This window comes from Bradyrhizobium sp. C9 (assembly GCF_002532045.1).
In the GTDB taxonomy this organism is placed as follows: Bacteria; Pseudomonadota; Alphaproteobacteria; order Rhizobiales; family Xanthobacteraceae; genus Bradyrhizobium.
Genome location: NZ_NWTG01000001.1, coordinates 1,010,942 through 1,027,973, shown reverse-complemented (window position 1 = coordinate 1,027,973; position 17,032 = coordinate 1,010,942). Strand labels below are relative to the sequence as shown.

Below are 17,032 nucleotides of genomic sequence, written 5' to 3'. Positions count from 1 at the left end.
TCAAGAAGGCGCCGCGAAACGAGCCGCGACCGGTCTACCGCGTGCCGTCGGCACGGGGCCGGGATCGAAGTCGGATAGCGGGGTTCAGCCATGCGGTTCCGCGCTTGAATCCGCCTCCACGGGCGGGCATAAGGGCTGCCATCTCCCTAAAAAATGGCCATAGCCCAAGGATTTGAGAAGGATTTACGATGCCCGCCTATCGCTCCCGCACAACCACCCACGGCCGCAACATGGCGGGTGCCCGCGGCCTCTGGCGCGCCACCGGCATGAAGAACGAGGATTTCGGCAAGCCGATCATCGCGGTGGTCAACTCCTTCACCCAGTTCGTGCCCGGACATGTGCATTTGCAGAATCTCGGCCAACTCGTGGCGCGGGAAATCGAGAAGGCCGGCGGCGTCGCCAAGGAATTCAACACCATTGCGGTCGATGACGGCATCGCGATGGGCCATGACGGCATGCTCTACAGCCTGCCCTCGCGCGAACTGATCGCCGACAGCGTCGAATACATGGTCAATGCGCATTGCGCCGACGCGATGGTCTGCATCTCCAACTGCGACAAGATCACCCCCGGCATGCTGATGGCGACGCTGCGCCTCAACATCCCGACCGTGTTCGTCTCGGGTGGCCCGATGGAATCCGGCAAGATCCTGCTCAAGGGCAAGAAGCGCGCGGTCGACCTGATCGACGCGATGGTTGCCGCGGCCGACTCCAACGTTTCGGACGAAGAGGTCGAGGTGATCGAGCGCTCGGCCTGCCCGACCTGCGGCTCCTGCTCCGGCATGTTCACCGCGAATTCGATGAACTGCCTGACCGAGGCGCTTGGCCTTGCGCTGCCCGGCAACGGCTCGGTGCTGGCGACGCATGCCGACCGCAAGAGCCTGTTCGTCGAGGCCGGCCATCTGATCGTCGATCTCGCCCGCCGCTATTACGAGCAGGACGACGCCAAGGTGCTGCCGCGCAACATCGCGAACTTCAAGTCGTTCGAGAATGCGATGACGCTCGACATCGCGATGGGCGGCTCGACCAACACCGTGCTGCATCTGCTCGCCGCAGCGCGCGAGGGCGAAGTGCCGTTCACGATGGCCGATATCGACCGGCTGTCGCGCAAGGTGCCGGTGCTGTGCAAGGTCGCGCCCTCGGTGCAGGACGTCCACATGGAGGACGTGCATCACGCCGGCGGCATCATGGCGATCCTCGGCGAGCTCGACCGCGCCAAACTGCTCGCGACCGACGGACCGACCGTGCACGCCGCGACGCTGGACGACGCGCTCAACCGCTGGGACGTGGTGCGGACCACGAGCGACAAGGTGCGCAACTTCTACCGCGCCGCGCCGGGCGGCGTGCCGACCCAGGAAGCCTTCAGCCAGGACTGCCGCTTCGACGACGTCGACGTCGATCGCGCCGGGGGCGTCATCCGCAACGCCGAGCACGCCTACTCCAAAGACGGCGGCCTCGCCGTGCTGTTCGGCAACCTCGCCGAGGACGGCTGCATCGTGAAGACCGCCGGCGTCGATCAGAGCATTTTGAAGTTCTCGGGCCCGGCCCGCATCTTCGAGAGCCAGGACGCCTCGGTCGACGCCATCCTCACCAACAAGGTGAAGGCCGGCGATGTCGTGCTGATCCGCTATGAAGGTCCGCGCGGCGGCCCGGGCATGCAGGAGATGCTCTATCCGACCAGTTATCTGAAGTCGAAGGGGCTCGGAAAGGCCTGCGCGCTGATCACCGACGGCCGCTTCTCCGGCGGATCATCCGGCCTGTCGATCGGCCACGTCTCGCCGGAAGCCGCCGAAGGCGGCCTGATCGGTCTCGTCGAAGAAGGCGACATCATCGAGTTCGACATCCCGAACCGCAAGGTCAACCTCAAGGTCGACGATGCCGAGCTCAAGCGCCGCCGCGCTGCGATGGAGGCCAAGGGCAATGCGGCGTGGAAGCCGGCGGCGCCGCGCAAGCGCGCCGTCTCGACCGCGCTGAAGGCCTATGCGGCGTTCGCAAGCAGCGCGGCAAAGGGTGCCGTGCGCATCCTGCCCGAGTAAAAAGCGACGAGCTTGGCCGCGTTTGGCTCCGGTCTTGCGGCAGACCAGCTGCACCTCTCCCGCTTGCGGGGGAGGTCGTCGCGGGGGTACGCTGCCAAAATATCGAAAACAACCCCATGCAAAGTAGCCGGCGGCCGCCGGTGGACACGGCAACTTGACACGTCGGGCAACTCAGGGGTATTCTTCGATTATCCAGAAATCGTGCAGACGCCCGTCGCCCCGCCCGCAAGCGGAGAAAGAGCGCATGCCGCTGCTCTCGACCTGGTGTCAGGTCACCTGCAAGTCGGCCGCCTCGATCCGAATGCGGTCGGCATGCAATGACCAGTCGCAGAGCGACTGTTCCTGACAGAATATGAGCTTGGCCATTTCGGTGGCCTGGCCTTCGCTCGAGGCGTCGACCTCGAGTTCGCCCTGGCAAACTTCGCGCTGGCGGCCGTTGCCGCCGAGCACGTCCTTCATGAATTGAACGACGAAACGCGACATGGAACCCTCCCTGCTGCGCCGGCAGAGCCCGGGGGTACCACGTTAGCACTAACACGAAATGGGGGTGAGTTAATTCGGCGCGCGCCGCTGCGGCGCTTCGCTGCGGTGGAAAACTACGCGCCTGCCTGGGGCAGACTGGCAGCGGCGATCGCGACGATCTGCGCAAGACGGCGGCCGATTTTCGCGGGCGCGTTGCGGAGCAATGACTGGACCTGTCGCATGATACTTCTTCCTTCCGTGCCCGGATTGGTCGGGCACAAAGGGAAAATGGCGATTTTGGGCTAAGCCGTCGATATCTCAGGGAAAATAGCAACGGACGCGTTGCCGGACGCCGTTTTGACAGTGGGTTTATTGCCTCGATCGAGGCTCCAGCGAAACAGATATTCTCCGGCGATCTGGGACGCACCACGGTTGACGAAGATAACCCCGTTTTCTTGGCGATGCCGCTCCGATGCCAGAGTCGGCCAGACACGCTGACATTCACCAAGTGTACCGCACCACACCCTTGCCGGCGTAAGACGAGGTGACGCCGGAGAATTCGCCCTCGAAAGTGGCCGCGGCCGACCAGCCGTTGCGCCATTTCATGTCGATCGACGCTGTGGTCAGCGCCGAGTCGGAGGCTTGCGCGGCGCCGTTGACCACGAAGCTCGCGCCGGGCAGCGCCTGGAAGGTCGCGGCGATCGACCGGTCCGGATCATAATCATGCGCCCAGGCGAACCGGGTGCGCAGCGTCAGCAAGCCATCGGCCATCGCAAAGGACTTGTCGGTGCGAAGGCCCAGTTCGCTACGGACATCGGTCACGCTCTTCGGGGCATAGGCGAGCGCGAAGGTGGAAGAACCGACGACGGCCTGCTCGGCATAGTCAGGCAGATCGAAGGTCGTGAACTGGCCCGCGGCATAGGGCGTGATGCCGATGCCGCCGGTCCATGGCGCAATGATGCGATAGCCGCCTTCAACCCTGCCGGAATATGTGTTGGCATTGAACTCGGCGCGGAGCTGGTCGAAGCCGGCCGCCGTGACGATGCGGTTGGTAGTGACCTCCTGCCAGCCATAGGCCAGCGCGGCGGTAATGTAGGCCGGTCCTTCGCTGTGGCGAACATAGGCGCCGGCCTGGAACAGATCCGACCGGCCGCTACCGCTGCCCGCGACGGAGAAGTTGGTGCCGCCGCCAGCCAATGCGAAGCCCGCGATGGTGTTCGGCGAGAACAGATAGTCGGCGCCGACAGCGGTGCCGTAAACGCTGCTGATGGTATCGTTCGATCCGACAATGGCGTTGCCGCTGGTCGATCGCGAGCCGCCATAGCCCGCCGCCCAGACGTTCCAGCGCTGCACGAACGGCACCGGCGCTGCCTTGGTGAACATCGCAAATGCGCTGGTCTTCGACACTGCGGCATGGGCGCTTGGATCGCCCTCCTCTGCATAGCTTGATGAGTCCGGCACCGAAGCCGCGCCGCCGTTCCGGTTCATGAAGGGATCGGTCAGCAGCCCCAGGAACAGGTTCATGGCATCGAACGTCGTCTGCTGCGAGCCGGTTGCCAGTTTACCCGAGGCCTGCGTCAGGCCCGCCGGCGTCAGCGTGCCGTAGACCATCGGAATGCCGCCTGTCGTGTTGAAATAGCTGACCAGCGTGTTCGCGATAGCCTGCTGATTGAGGTTCAGGCCACTGCCGAAGTTCGGCGCGGTCGGGCCTGGCTGTGGCGGCATGAAGTTCAGCGCCAGGTTGAGATAGGCGTGAGTCGCGTCGTAGCTCAGCGTGTCGGTGAAATTTGCCGGCAGATTGGTGTTGGTGAGCGCGCCGAAAGTGCCGCTGACGCTGCCCGCGCTCAGGATGGTATATTGCTTAGAGATATAACTGCCGTTGGCGAACGCCGCATTGACGGCGGCGCCGCCGAGCGTCGCGCTGCCCGTGACATTGGCCGAGGATGCGGTCGAAGGATTGACCGCCACGACATAGAGCGCGCCGGATTGGAACGCGAGATTGCCGTTCACCGTCATCGACGTGCCCGGCGTGCCGGAGCCTGGCGCGAAGGTGCCGCCGCTCTGGATCGTCGTGTCGCCGACCGAGCCGGTGCCGTTGAGCAGGCCGCCGGCCCCGATGATGGGATCGCTGAGCGAGCCGTTCACCGTCAGCGTCGCATTGCTCACCGTCGTGCCGCCGGTATAGGTGTTGGCACCGAGCACGAGGGTCGTGCCGGCGGTCGCGTTGAGGCTCGCGGCGCCGCCGAGGCCGTCGATCGTGCCGCCTGTCGAGGTGATGGCGCCGTTGAGCGAGCCGTTCTGCAAGGTGCCGCCGGCAAGCTTCAGCGCCGCCTGCGTCTGCGTGGTGCCGCCGAGATCGAGCGTATCGCCGCTATTGACGGTCGTCGTTCCGCTCGCCGCGCCCAGCGTGCCGGCGCCGAACAGCTGCAGCACGCCCGCATTGATGATGCTGCCGCCGCTGTAGGTGTTGTTCCCTGACAGCACCAGTGTGCCGTTGCCGGTCTTGGTGACGGCACCCGTTGCGCCGCCCAAGTCCGCGATCACGCCGGATAGTGTGAGCAAGCCGCCGTCGGCCTGCACCGTCCCGCCATTGCTCCCGATCTGGACCGCACGGGACGAGGTGAAACCGGCGCCGCTGACCTCCAGCGTGCCGCCATCGAAAATCAATCGTCCGAATCGATCCCCGAGATTGGCATCCGCCGAAACAGAGAGCGTGCCTGATGAAAAGGTCGTTCCGCCCGTATACGTGTTGATTCCGCTCAGCGTCAGCGTGCCGGTGCCGACCTTGATCAGCCCGCCGTTTCCGCTGAAGACGCCGGCAATCGGGGTGATAACGCCGGAAAATGTCGTCGAGAGGTCATTGCCGCCGACCGTCAGGGTATTCGCGCCGAGCTGGACGGTGCCGTCCCCTTCGATCGACCCGGCGGTGGTGCCGCCCGTCCTGAGGCCCGTAAGGTCGAGCGCACCGGTCCCGTTCAGGATGAAGCGCGCGGTGCCGCCGCTGGCGGTGTCCTGAATAACAGTCGTGCCACCGCTGTTGGTTGTGATGGTGGCGTTGCCGGCCGTGCTCGAATTCACGAAAGCCAAATCGAAATTGTTGATGATCGTCGCATTGCCGGCCGTGCTGCTATCCTGGAACCTCATTCCGCTGCCGCCAATATTGGTAATGGTGGCGTTGCCGGCCGTGCTGGTGTCGTGGAAGATCAGAAAACCGTTCTCGATAATTCTGGCGTTGCCCGCCGTGCTCGCGTTGAAAAAATCCATGAAGAAGTTGTTGCGGATGCCGGCATTGCCGGCCGTGCTGTTGTCTCCGAACTGGAGAATCCCATTATTGGTGATGGCGGCGTTGCCAGCCGTGCTCGTGTTGGCGAACCCTATTGTGCTGCCGGTAAAGCCGGCGTTGACGATGGTGGCGCTGCCGGCCGAGCTGCTGTCGGCGAACGACAGCATGCCGCTGTTGTTGATCGTGGCGCTGCCGGCCGTGCTCGCGTTGAGGAAATGAATTTCGGACGCCGCGTGGTCGGTAATGCTGTTGATGGTTGCACTGCCACCGTTGATGACGATGCCGGCGCCATTGAACGTAAGTACCTGACCGAAGAATACTGAGCCAAGGGTAAACGTATAGGCGGAAGCCCCGGCATTGAAAGTCCAGCCACCGACGCTGGTGGTGGCGCCCAGCAACGAGAATGACAGGCTCGAGTTGTTCGTCACTCCGAATGTGGCAGTGCCGGTCGGGACGATTGCCGGCGTCCAGTTGGCGACGTTACTGTAATCGGCCGTCCCAAGGATGGGTCCACTTTCCGTGGGGTTGAGATTCCAGGTCGCGTCCTGAGCCGCAGCCGGCAACGCGACCAGCAATAGCGCCACCATCGCGAGCAGCCCGGCACGCAAGCACGACAGCGTGCGTCGCGCGTACAATCCCGACACGCCGTGCTGGTCGGGCACCACAAAAGTTCCCACTGCATTCCCCTGGAGTCACCGCGAAGCGCCCCCGGCGCTCAAGGTGCAGGAGTCTGGGTCGTCGAGCAATGAAACTGCGCCGCCCCGTGCTGTTTGCTTTCGTGCGTTGCGAATAGATCACAGCTTGAGGTTTAGTCGGTTGCACGGCGCGCCGAACACACTTCAACTGTTCCAATTGTGGTTATGACCGGCACGTGACTTGATGGAACCGTCACAATGCCGATACGCCGACGTCCCAGGCACACGATGTTCCACACTGCCGTCTGCTATTGCGGCACAAACCCGAACGCCTTCTCGAACCGCTTCGCGTAGACCGGCCAGACCTCGGGGTTGATGATGCGCGGCGGGCGCTTGCCGTCGAGCGTATCGAGGATTTGTTCAGCGGCGATCCGGCCCATGTTGATGCGGGCCTCCCGCGTCACGCCGGCGGTGTGCGGGCTCGCCAGCACGTTGTCGAATTGCAGCAGCGGATGATCCGGCGGCGGCGGTTCCTTGGCCCAGACGTCGAGGCCCGCGCCGGCGATGCGCTTTTCGCGCAATGCGTCTTCCAATGCTTTCTCGTCATGGATGAAGCCGCGCGCGGTGGTGACGAAATAGGCATGCGGCTGCATCAGCGCGAACTGGCGCGCGCCGATCATGCCGCGGCTGTTGTTGTCCAGCGGGCACGAAATCGAGACGAAGTCGGCGCGGCGCAGGAGATCGTCGAGCTCGACCTTCTCCCCGCCCCGCTTGGCCATCTCGTCCGCAGTGAGATACGGATCGTAGGCGATCACCTTCATGTACAAGAGGCCCTTGCACAGCTCGGCGATGCGGCGGCCGACATTGCCGAGGCCGACGATGCCGACGGTCTTCTCGTTCAGCTCGTTGCCGATCAGGTCGTTGCGGTTGACGTTGGCCTCGCGCCGCAGCCTGCGGTCGGACTGGATGATCCGCTTCGACAGCGTCAGCATCATGCCGAGCGCGTGCTCGGCAACCGAATTGGCGTTGCCGCCGGACTGGTTGACGACCAGCACGCCGGCCGCGGTGCAGGCATCGACATCGACCGGATCGAACCCGGCGCCGTTCGAGGAAACGATCAACAGGTTCGGCGCGCGTTTCAGCAGCTCGGCATGGGCATGGAAATGCGGCGCCAGCTCGTCGCGGGCGGCGCCGATCTGATAGGCGTGCGCGTCGGCGAGGACAGGCGCGAAGGTCGCCTCCGGCGTCTCGTTCTCCAGACGGTCGAGCCGGACATCCGGCCGCTTCTTCAGGATGTCGACATAGATCTCATGGGCGAGGTATTTGACGTAGAACACGCGCTTGTTGTTGACGGTCATGTCGTGCAGCAGCTTTCAGTTTGGGAAGCCATAGAGTCGTGCGGGATTGTCGATGAGGATGCGGTGGCGTGTCGCGGCATCCGGCGTCCACGCCTGGAACAGCGTCAGCAGATGACCGGCGTCGGGCATCTCGCCCTCGACGCGCGGATGCGGCCAGTCGCCGCCCCACACCAGCCTTTCAGGGTTGGCTGATACCAGCGCCTCGTGGAACGGCCGCGCATCCGGATAATCCGGCGCGCGCTGGCTCAGGCGATGCGCGCCGGACAGCTTCGCCCAGCACCAGCCCTCCCCGATCGCGCGCAGCAGGCTCTGGAAACCCGTGGTGTTGATGCCGGCGGCCGCATCGGTGCGGCCCATATGGTCGACCACGACAGGCAGGCCCAGTGCTTTCAGCCTCGGAACCGTGTCGGGCAGATCCTTGACGTCGATCCAGAGCTGCAGATGCCAGCCGAGCTCGGCCATCACGGGTGCGTGCGTCTCGGCGACATCGAGGGGGATGCCGCCGCGATAGTGCAACTGGCCGCCGCGGAAGAAATGGTTGAAGCGCAAGCCGCGCACGCCGAGCACATGCCATTGCCGCAACGTGCCGGCCGCCACATCGGCATCGGCCACCGCGACGCCGCGCAGCCGCGCCGGCTCGCGCTGCAACGCGTCCAGCATCGCCGAATTGTCGCGGCCATGCGCGCTGCCCTGCACCAGCACGCCGCGGGTGAAACCGAGTGCATCGAGCATGCCGAGATAGGTCGCGAGCGGCGCGTCGGGCGGCGTGTAGCTGCGATCGGCAGCATAGGGAAAGCGGTCCACTGGGCCGAACACATGCGCATGGGTATCGCAGGCCTTTGGCGGCAACTTCTCTCTCGGCGGCGTCACCGGACGCGGCGGCAGGCAGGCGGGAATCTCTGATACAGCCATCTTCCTACTCCGCCTTCATGCCGGCGGCCTTGATGATCGGCCCCCATTTGTCGTAGTCGGCCTTGATCTTGGCGGCGAATTTGTCAGGCGTGGAGCCGATCGCAATCGCGCCGAGCTTGCCGAGACGCTCCTTCACGGCATCCGTATTCACCGCCGCGACGAAATCGTGCGAGATATTTGCCACCAGATCGGCGGGCATGTTGCCGGGTCCGAGCAGGCCCCACCACACTTCGGTGTCGTAACCTGGCACGGTCTCCGACATGCTGGGCACATCGGGCAGGAACGGCGCGCGCGAGCCCGTCGTCACCGCCAGCGCGCGGACCGTGCCGGCCTGCAACTGCCCGACCGATTCCGGCCCATTGTTGAACGACATCGGAATCTGTCCGCCAAGCAGATCGTTGATCGCGGGTGCGCCCCCTTTGTAGGGGATGGCGTTGAGATCGATCTTCGCAAGGCTGTTGAGCAGCTCGCCGGCCAGATGGGTCGAGGTGCCGTTGCCCGCATGGGCGAACGACAGGCTGCCCGGCTTGGCCTTCGCAGCAGCGATGACGTCGCCGACCGACTTGAACGGGGAGTCCACGCGGACCAGCAGGACGTTGGGCGACGATGCCAACAGCGAGATCGGCGAGAAATCCTTGAAGGTGTCGTAAGGCAGTTTTGGATAGAGGAACGGATTGGTGGCGTGGCCGCTCGCCACCATGATCAGATTGTAGCCATCGGGCGCGGAGCTCGCGATCGCCTGCGAGGCGATCACCCCACCGGCGCCCGGCCGGTTCTCGACCACGATCGACTGGGTCCAGGTCTTCGACACGGCTTCGGCGAGCGTCCGCGTCAGCACGTCGACGCCGCCGCCGGGCGGATATGGCACGAGGATGTGAACGGCCTTTGCCGGGTACGGCTGCGCGGACGCAAGGCCGGCCATCACCATGGCCGCTGCTGCGATGGCGGTCCGCCAGACCCATCCGGTCATCGACGCCTCCCGTCCCGTGATCGTTCCGTCCCTTGATCGTTACGGTCTGTATCGCACGCCGGTTCGGCGCTGCGATGACCGAATTCCGCAGATCGCGATGCGGTCGGGACATGTTGACAATCGCAGGCACCGCGTCAAGTTTTGGATCGCAAGCGAACATCAGCGTCGCGTGACAAGGGAGAACCGGATGGCGGCCGCGGAACAAGCCTCGTCCCAGAAGACGGCGATCACCTGGCACGGCATCGTGCTGCAGACGCTGAAGCGGAACGAGATCAAGCTGGTGCCTTATGTGCCCGACCGGGTGCTGACCACGCTGATCAAGGACCTGCACGCCGATCCCTATTTCACGACATTTCCGACCGCGCGCGAGGAAGAGGCCGTCGGCATTGTCTCCGGCGCCTGGATGGCCGGCACGCGCGGCGCCGTGCTGATGCAGACCTCGGGCTTCGCCACGCTCGCCAACGTACTGGCCTCGCTCGCGGTGCCCTACCAGATCCCGCTGATCATGTTCGTCTCCGAGCGCGGCACGCTCGGCGAGTTCAACTACGGCCAGGCTCTGGTCTGCCGCACCATGCGCCCGGTGCTGGATTCGCTGGCGATGGAACATCACACCGTCACCCGGCTCGACGAGCTCGAATTCATCGCCGACCGCTCGATCAAGCAGGCCGTCACCACCCAGGCGCCGGTGGCGCTGATCCTCTCGCCGCTGCTGACCGGCGGCAAGACCTTCGACAAGTGAGATCAGCCATGACCAGCACACCAGCGCGCAACACCAAGGTGATGAACCGCTTCGAGCTCACCCGGCGCCTCGTCGCCGGGTTGAAGGACGAGGCCGTGATCGGCGGCATCGGCAACACCAACTTCGACCTTTGGGCCGCCGGCCATCGGCCCGAGAATTTCTACATGCTGGGCAGCATGGGACTGGCGTTTCCGATCGCGCTTGGCGTTGCGCTGGCGCAGCCGAAGCGGCGCGTGTTCGCGCTCGAGGGCGACGGCTCGCTGTTGATGCAGCTCGGCTGCCTCTCGACCATTGCGACCCTCGCGCCGAAGAATCTCACCATGGTGGTGATGGACAACGGCATCTACCAGATCACGGGCGCGCAGCCGACGCCGGCGGCCGGCCATACCGACATCGTCGCGGTCGCGCTCGCCAGCGGGATTGCGAACAGCGCCTGGGCCGCCGACGAGGACGATTTCGAGCGGCTGATCGAACAGTCGAAGCAGGCCTCCGGCCCGTCCCTGATCGGCGTCCGCATCGACGACAAGCCCGGTACCGGCACCACCCGCCGCGACCCCGTGCAGATCCGCGAGCGCTTCATGCACGGGATGGGGGTCAGGCAGTTGCTGTGAGGCTAGGGTCCCGGCAATTCTTGTCCGTCATTGCGAGCGAAGCGAAGCAATCCATCTGTCCGCAGACGCGGAGCGATGGATTGCTTCGTCGCTTCAGCGCAAAATTGCCCTGCAATTTTGTCGCGAGCTCCTCGCAATGACGGCAATCAACCCTAAAGCGTTCGCCCTCAATTCAACCGCAACTCCGTGATGTGTCGCGGATCAGGCTTGAGCTCGCCGCGTTCGACGCGCTTGACGATATCGGTCAGCGCGGCATTTGCATTGCAGGCGGGGCCGAGCTTCTCCCCCTCGCGCACCACAAAGCCGTTGAGGAACTCGATCTCGGTGCGGCGGCCCTTCTGCATGTCCTGGCCCATCGAGGGGCGCTGCGCCGATGAGGTGCGCTTACCATCCTTGAAGCGCTGCTCGTCGCAGGCGCGCGTTGCGGCCTCGTCGCCCTCGCCCGCCCGTGCGATGGTCTCGGGCGGCAGATGCAGGATCTCTTCAAGCTGATAGCCCTGCGCCTGGCCGACCCGGATCGCCTCGCTGCCGAGCCGCATCGAGAAACGGCGCAGCGGATCGCTTTGCGGCACCTCGCCGCCCGCTAGACCTGTGCAGGCTGACAGCCCGTTGCCCATCACGTTGGCGACGAGCTTGGACCAGCGTTCGCCCCAGAGATTGGAGGTTACCTTGGCGCTGTCGGAGTACCCGACCAGCCGGCAAACTTCCTCCGCCCGCGCGGTGATGCGGCCATGCACCTCGCCGGCGCGAAACACTGTGTGCGCAGCGCCGCCCTTGCCGGCGCCGCGATGGATATGGCCGGGCTCGGGCAGGTTGACGGTGATGCTGCTCGCGATGCAGCCGAGCGTCTTGCCCCAGCCGACGACGCCGGCGATGGTTTCCTCGTTCATGCAGTTCTGCAGCGACACGACGTAACCGTCAGCGGCCAGATACTGCCGGATCAGCATGGTTGCCCAGGCGGTGTCGTAGGACTTCATGCAGACGAAGGCGACATCGATCGGCTTCTCCTTCGCCAGCTGCTGCGCGTCGGTAACGTGGAGCGCGCGCACTGGCACCGAGAACTCCGCAACGTCCATCGCATGCGTCACGCGCAGTCCGTGCTTGCGCATGTGTTCGACATGCTCGGGCCAGGGATCGATGAAAGAGACGTCCTCACCTGCCTGCACCATATGCGCACCGGCATAGCCGCCGACCGCACCCGCGCCGACGATCGCGATCTTCCGACCCATGTTTCCATCCCCTGTTCTTGATATGGGCGGCCGCTGGCTGCGTCCGCTGATTGCCGACCAGTCTAGGGGATCGGGCCGTCAGGCCAACCAGGCGCCTCATGAAAAACGCGGGCCTGTGCCATGCGAAAATCCCCGCGGGCGACAAGCCCACGAGGATCTTCGCAATCGGAAATATCGGCGCGATCAGTCGATGATCTTGACGATCCGACGGGTGCGCGACTCCACGATCACGCGGCGATTATTGACAACAGCGTAGCGATATTCGGTGTAGCGCGGCACCGGGTGCAGCACGACGGTGTCGGGCAGCGGCTCGCCGACCACAACGCGTTCGCGCACCACGACCGACGGCTCGTCGCGCGGGATCGACGTGATCACCGCATTCGGAATCTCGAGGCCGGCGCCGACCGCAGCACCAACCGTGCCGCCGACGATCTCGCCAACCGGGCCTGCGATCTCGCCGCCGGTCCGCGCACCGTTTGCAGCGCCCGCCGCAGTCGTGGACTGTGCAAACGCCGAGCCGGACGCGAGCAGCGACGCAGCAGCAACAAGGGACACAGCAAATCGCTTGTTCATCATTCTCCTCCTCCGAGCTATGAGACGCCCCTTCAACATCGCAGGGAATGAGACGTTCCAGTTCCAACGCGGCAAGTTGCGCGCAAATCCCAGTTCCGCAGCAACTCGCTTCGGTTCCAGCACATACGAAAATGCTGCGCCGGATATTGTCCGAAGCAGCATTCATCGTTGGTTCAGATTCAGAGAGGGTTCAGAGCAGAAGCGCGCTGCGCGCCGTTCATTCCGGCGGCTTTTGATCGGCTCGCCGTCTTGGCGTTCGCCGTCTTGGGGATGCTTTCGCAGGGGTGTCAGCTGAAGGCTTGATGCGGATTCGCGTCGTCCCGCCCTTGGGCTGCTCGATCTCGAAGGCATTAGTCCTGCGCACCAGTTCGCTCAGGGTGCGGAAGCCGTAAGTCCTTTGATCGAAATCCGACGCCAGATTGGCCAGCTGCCGTCCAACCTCGCCGAGCGTCACCCAGCCGTCCTCGCTGGCCATCTGGCCGATCACCTTCTTGAGGATGGGCGTGGCAGCGTCCGGCGGCTGCAATGGCTGGGCGCGCACCGCCGTATCCTGGTTGCTCGTGGCGCCGCCGCGCAAATTCTCGGTATAGACGAATCTGCGGCAGGCCTGCCGAAAACTCTCCGGCGTCTTCTGCTCGCCGAACCCGAACACGTCGATGCCGTGCTCGCGGATGCGGGCGGCAAGCCGGGTGAAATCGCTGTCCGACGACACCAGGCAGAAGCCATCGAACCGGCCGCTGTGCAGCAGATCCATCGCATCGATCACCAGGGTGATGTCGGATGCATTCTTGCCGGTCGTATAGGCGAATTGCTGCTGCGGGATGATGGCGTGCTTGGACAGGATGTCGGCCCAGCCCTTCGACCTCGGATTGGAGAAGTCGCCATAGATGCGGCGCACGCTGGCCTCGCCGATCTTGGCAATCTCCTCGAACAGTCCATCTGCGATCTTGGCAGATGCATTGTCGGCATCGATCAGGACGGCAAGACGGGGCGAGCGGAGTTCGGAAGGCATGGCGTCTCTCTGCTGGGATACGATGGATCAAGATGCGCGGACAGTTCCGGAACCGGCGCAGCCGCCGCATCGGAGCACATCGTGCGTCCCAAGCATAGGGTCGGTCGCATCGCCGGGACATTCACGGCGAATGCACCCTCGGGCGGTGTGGTCAGAGCACCTCGCCCATATCGATCGCCCGCCTGGCGAACTCGATGGCCTTCTCGGCGGTGATCGCATCCGCCGTCGTCGTCGCCTCGTCGCGCACCGACGGCGGAGACGCGATCCGGATCTTCTTGCCGTTCGAACGGCGGATCGTCGCGCGCCAGCGATCGACATCGCGCCGGTAGGCATCGATGACAAAATCCCGATAGGTGACGCCGCTCATGAGCGGCTGAAGGGACGCCGTTTCAAAACCGGCCGGCCGGCTTGCGACATCGCGCACCATCTCGACAATCATCTCGACCGCATGCTCGCGCGCGGCGCCGGTCGCGTCCCTGAGCAGGTAGCTCACCGCCGCGCCGATCTGCGCCCGTGCGCGATCGTCGCTCGCAAAATCCAGATCGACCTGAACTGACATGATGGGAAAACGCCTCCTCCGGACCCAACACCGGATACCCCCAAGGCGTCCGGCGCATTGCAACCACGAGACCTTTAGTCGGCTCCCCATTAAGGCCGGATTATCGGACAGCCCCCGATTTCTCGAATGCCGTTAACCGGGCTTTGATGCCGCTTCGGAAGATGTCCGAAGCGGCATTGAACGCCGGTCAGGTCACTGGAGGCTCGCCCCATGCGCCGATCTGTCCTCGCCTTCGTCTGGGGCCACGGGCCGGTTCGCGCCGCCAATTCGCGCGTGATCGCCAATTGACATATCACTGCTATCCGTGTGACATTTTATGCAGCGGGCCGACAAGAGCCCGGCAACGTCCACCCGGGGAGGACAGCATGACCGTTTCCGACGTCACCGCATCGGCCGGAAGCCGGGCTCCGGCCGCGGTCGCGCGCACCGCGCGGGCGCAGCAGGTCGCCGACATCGCGGCACGCCTCGAACGGCTGCCGCTGACCTCCTATCAGCGCTGGATCTTCGGCATCATCGCAACCGCATGGTTCTTCGACAGCATGGACCTGGCCGCGCTGACCTTCGTGCTCGGCTCGATCCGCCAGACCTTCGGCCTGTCGACGGCGGAAACCGGGCTGCTGTCCAGCATGAGCTTTCTCGGCATGTTCGCCGGCGCCGCGTCCGCCGGCCTGCTGGCCGACCGCTTCGGCCGCGCCCGCGTCTTCCAGGTCAGCATGATCTTCTGGGGCTTGGGCAGCCTGTGCTGCGGCCTCTCGACGACGGCGACCGCACTCGGCGCATCCCGCCTGCTGCTCGGCTTCGGCATGGGCATGGAGTTTCCGGTCGCGCAGTCAATGGTCTCGGAGATCATGCCGGCCCGCAACCGCGGCCGCTACATCGCATTCCTCGAAGGGTTTTGGCCGCTCGGCTTCATCGCATCCGGCCTGTTGACCTACTTCGTGCTGCAGGTCGCCGACTGGCGCTGGGTCTTCATCCTGCAGGCGATCCCGGCCGTCTTCGTGCTCGTGGTACGGCGCTACGTTCCGGAATCGCCGCGCTGGCTCGCGTCCCACGGCTATTCCGAGCGCGCCGAAGCGACGGTGCGCGACATCGAGAGCAGGGTTCGCGACCGTCTCGGCAGCAAGGAGCTGCCGCCGGTGGTGCGCCAGGCGACTGCACCCACCTCCGAAGTAACCGGCCTGAGGACGCTGTTTTCGGGCATCTACGCCAGGCGAACCACGATGTTGTGGACCTTGTGGTTCTTCGCGCTGCTCGGCTTCTACGGGCTGACCACGTGGCTCGGCGCGCTGCTGCAGGCCAAGGGATTCCCGATCACCAAATCGGTGTTCTACACCATCCTGATCTCGCTCGCGGGCATCCCCGGCTTCCTGGTCTCCGCCTGGCTCGTCGAGTCCTGGGGCCGCAAGGCGACGCTGGTGATGAACCTGCTCTGCGGTGCGATCGCCTGCCACTTCTACGGCTCGGCGGCGGACCAGACCCAGCTCATCATTGCCGGCCTCTGCATGCAGTTCTTCCTGTTCGGCATGTGGTCGGCGCTCTACGCCTATACGCCTGAACTGTACCCGACCCATGTCCGTGCCACCGGAACCGGTTTTGCCTCCGCGGTCGGCCGGATAGGTTCGCTGATCGGCCCCTATGTGATCGGCGTGATCCTGCCCGCGGCGGGACAGAGCGGCGTGTTCGCACTGGGCGCCGGCGCATTCGTGGTCGCGGCGCTGGCGGTGCTGTTGCTCGGCGAGGAAACCCGCGGCCGGACGCTGGAGAGCATTTCGCACTGATGACGCGCCGCTGCTGCTGCATGCGACTGGATTCGGTGTAGCGCCGGCCGAGCGGCCTTGTCAGTGCCGGCGGGGCGTGTGAGATATCTGCTGTTCAGCAGCGCCCAAGATTCCGATGGCAGATTCGAGCAAACGATCCAGCACGGTGCGCGCCCGCGCAGCAGGAAGCCGCCGGCCGGTGCGGCAATCGTCCGCTGCTGCCGGCAAGGCGCGCGCTGCCGCGCAGGCGCTTGTCCCGCAAGGCGATGTCACCCTCACCGATCGCGCCTATGCCGAGCTGGAAGAGCTGATCGTGACGCTGCAACTGCCGCCCGGTACCGCGCTCTCCGAGCTCGTGCTCGCCAAGCGGCTCGACATCGGCCGCACCCCGATCCGCGAGGCGTTGCAGCGGCTGTCGCGTGACGGCCTCGTCAACATCCTGGCCCGCCGCGGCGTGCTGGTGTCCGAGATCGACCTGCGCGCCCAGCTCCGCCTGCTCGAGGTGCGGCGCGAGCTGGAACGGCTGATGGCGCGCGGCGCCGCCGAGCGCGCCACCGCCGAGCAGCGCAAGCAATTCTCCGAGATCGCCGCCGGCATGCGCCGCGCGTCGGAAAAATCCGACGATCTGCTGTTCATGCGGCTGGATCACCAGTTCAACACGCTGATCTCGGCGGCGTCACGCAACGAGTTCGCCTCCCGCGCCATGGGCCTGATGCACGGCCTGTCGCGCCGCTTCTGGTATCAGCACTACAAGGAAGCGGCCGACCTGCCGCTTGCGGCGCGGCTGCATGCCGACGTCGCCGAAGCCGTCGCGGAGCGCCGCGTCGATGCCGCCGGCGCGGCCTCCGACAGCCTGATCGACTACATCGAGAGTTTTGCACGCTCGACGCTGTGAGAGC

The 17,032-nt window shown here is 65.0% G+C and carries 14 protein-coding genes; 5 read left to right on the top strand and 9 right to left on the bottom strand.

Translation table 11 applies throughout. The features are described from left to right. Positions 1 to 188 precede the first annotated feature (188 nt). Positions 189 to 2,033: a dihydroxy-acid dehydratase gene (gene ilvD, locus CO675_RS04465; protein ID WP_097670750.1), complete on the top strand. Its 1,845-nt coding sequence runs from the start codon at positions 189 to 191 to the stop codon at positions 2,031 to 2,033. 267 nt (positions 2,034 to 2,300) lie between these two features. On the opposite strand, the gene CO675_RS04460 is transcribed toward ilvD, so the two are convergent. The 5 genes from CO675_RS04460 to CO675_RS04440 form a co-directional block, all read right to left on the bottom strand. After that, complete coding sequence (locus CO675_RS04460) at positions 2,301 to 2,516, bottom strand: hypothetical protein (protein ID WP_097670749.1); 216 nt, start codon at positions 2,514 to 2,516, stop codon at positions 2,301 to 2,303. A 480-nt stretch (positions 2,517 to 2,996) separates the two neighbouring features. After that, entirely contained in the window at positions 2,997 to 6,455 is a 3,459-nt protein-coding gene (locus CO675_RS04455; protein ID WP_245452624.1) for an autotransporter outer membrane beta-barrel domain-containing protein, read from the bottom strand. A 266-nt stretch (positions 6,456 to 6,721) separates the two neighbouring features. After that, entirely contained in the window at positions 6,722 to 7,771 is a 1,050-nt protein-coding gene (locus tag CO675_RS04450) for a hydroxyacid dehydrogenase (protein WP_097670748.1), read from the bottom strand. A 15-nt stretch (positions 7,772 to 7,786) separates the two neighbouring features. Further along, positions 7,787 to 8,683: an amidohydrolase family protein gene (locus tag CO675_RS04445; RefSeq protein ID WP_097670747.1), complete on the bottom strand. Its 897-nt coding sequence runs from the start codon at positions 8,681 to 8,683 to the stop codon at positions 7,787 to 7,789. Positions 8,684 to 8,687: 4 nt separating this feature from the next. After that, complete coding sequence (locus CO675_RS04440) at positions 8,688 to 9,653, bottom strand: Bug family tripartite tricarboxylate transporter substrate binding protein (RefSeq protein ID WP_097670746.1); 966 nt, start codon at positions 9,651 to 9,653, stop codon at positions 8,688 to 8,690. 187 nt (positions 9,654 to 9,840) lie between these two features. Here CO675_RS04440 and CO675_RS04435 point away from each other — a divergent pair, with 187 nt between their 5' ends. Both CO675_RS04435 and CO675_RS04430 read left to right on the top strand, forming a co-directional pair. Then, positions 9,841 to 10,392 (top strand): thiamine pyrophosphate-binding protein, encoded by a 552-nt coding sequence (locus CO675_RS04435; protein WP_097670927.1) that lies wholly within the window; start codon positions 9,841 to 9,843, stop codon positions 10,390 to 10,392. Positions 10,393 to 10,400: 8 nt separating this feature from the next. Beyond that, a complete protein-coding gene (locus tag CO675_RS04430; RefSeq protein ID WP_097670745.1) occupies positions 10,401 to 11,003 on the top strand; it encodes a thiamine pyrophosphate-dependent enzyme in 603 nt (200 codons plus the stop codon). A gap of 167 nt (positions 11,004 to 11,170) precedes the next feature. Here the strand turns inward: CO675_RS04430 and CO675_RS04425 are convergent, their stop codons facing one another. The 4 genes from CO675_RS04425 to CO675_RS04410 form a co-directional block, all read right to left on the bottom strand. Then, positions 11,171 to 12,232, bottom strand: coding sequence for a ketopantoate reductase family protein (locus CO675_RS04425; RefSeq protein WP_097670744.1), 1,062 nt, complete (start codon positions 12,230 to 12,232; stop codon positions 11,171 to 11,173). A 183-nt stretch (positions 12,233 to 12,415) separates the two neighbouring features. Beyond that, a complete protein-coding gene (locus tag CO675_RS04420; protein ID WP_097670926.1) occupies positions 12,416 to 12,805 on the bottom strand; it encodes a DUF1236 domain-containing protein in 390 nt (129 codons plus the stop codon). A 217-nt stretch (positions 12,806 to 13,022) separates the two neighbouring features. Then, positions 13,023 to 13,817, bottom strand: a complete 795-nt coding sequence (locus CO675_RS04415) for an NYN domain-containing protein (RefSeq protein ID WP_097670743.1) — start codon at positions 13,815 to 13,817, stop codon at positions 13,023 to 13,025. Between the two features lie 151 nt (positions 13,818 to 13,968). Next, complete coding sequence (locus CO675_RS04410) at positions 13,969 to 14,376, bottom strand: hypothetical protein (protein ID WP_097670742.1); 408 nt, start codon at positions 14,374 to 14,376, stop codon at positions 13,969 to 13,971. A 365-nt stretch (positions 14,377 to 14,741) separates the two neighbouring features. On the opposite strand from CO675_RS04410, the gene CO675_RS04405 reads away from it, so the two are divergent. Further along, entirely contained in the window at positions 14,742 to 16,154 is a 1,413-nt protein-coding gene (locus tag CO675_RS04405) for an MFS transporter (RefSeq protein WP_097670741.1), read from the top strand. 115 nt (positions 16,155 to 16,269) lie between these two features. Continuing rightward, positions 16,270 to 17,028, top strand: a complete 759-nt coding sequence (locus CO675_RS04400; protein ID WP_097670740.1) for a GntR family transcriptional regulator — start codon at positions 16,270 to 16,272, stop codon at positions 17,026 to 17,028. Positions 17,029 to 17,032 lie beyond the last annotated feature (4 nt).

Bases quoted from the DNA above. Each gene is read 5' to 3' on its own strand.
- ilvD (WP_097670750.1), top strand. From the start codon at position 189: ATGCCCGCCTATCGCTCCCGCACAACCACCCACGGCCGCAACATGGCG.
- CO675_RS04460 (WP_097670749.1), bottom strand. From the start codon at position 2,516: ATGTCGCGTTTCGTCGTTCAATTCATGAAGGACGTGCTCGGCGGCAAC.
- CO675_RS04450 (WP_097670748.1), bottom strand. From the start codon at position 7,771: ATGACCGTCAACAACAAGCGCGTGTTCTACGTCAAATACCTCGCCCAT.
- CO675_RS04445 (WP_097670747.1), bottom strand. From the start codon at position 8,683: ATGGCTGTATCAGAGATTCCCGCCTGCCTGCCGCCGCGTCCGGTGACG.
- CO675_RS04440 (WP_097670746.1), bottom strand. From the start codon at position 9,653: ATGACCGGATGGGTCTGGCGGACCGCCATCGCAGCAGCGGCCATGGTG.
- CO675_RS04435 (WP_097670927.1), top strand. From the start codon at position 9,841: ATGGCGGCCGCGGAACAAGCCTCGTCCCAGAAGACGGCGATCACCTGG.
- CO675_RS04430 (WP_097670745.1), top strand. From the start codon at position 10,401: ATGACCAGCACACCAGCGCGCAACACCAAGGTGATGAACCGCTTCGAG.
- CO675_RS04425 (WP_097670744.1), bottom strand. From the start codon at position 12,232: ATGGGTCGGAAGATCGCGATCGTCGGCGCGGGTGCGGTCGGCGGCTAT.
- CO675_RS04420 (WP_097670926.1), bottom strand. From the start codon at position 12,805: ATGAACAAGCGATTTGCTGTGTCCCTTGTTGCTGCTGCGTCGCTGCTC.
- CO675_RS04415 (WP_097670743.1), bottom strand. From the start codon at position 13,817: ATGCCTTCCGAACTCCGCTCGCCCCGTCTTGCCGTCCTGATCGATGCC.
- CO675_RS04410 (WP_097670742.1), bottom strand. From the start codon at position 14,376: ATGTCAGTTCAGGTCGATCTGGATTTTGCGAGCGACGATCGCGCACGG.
- CO675_RS04405 (WP_097670741.1), top strand. From the start codon at position 14,742: ATGACCGTTTCCGACGTCACCGCATCGGCCGGAAGCCGGGCTCCGGCC.
- CO675_RS04400 (WP_097670740.1), top strand. From the start codon at position 16,270: ATGGCAGATTCGAGCAAACGATCCAGCACGGTGCGCGCCCGCGCAGCA.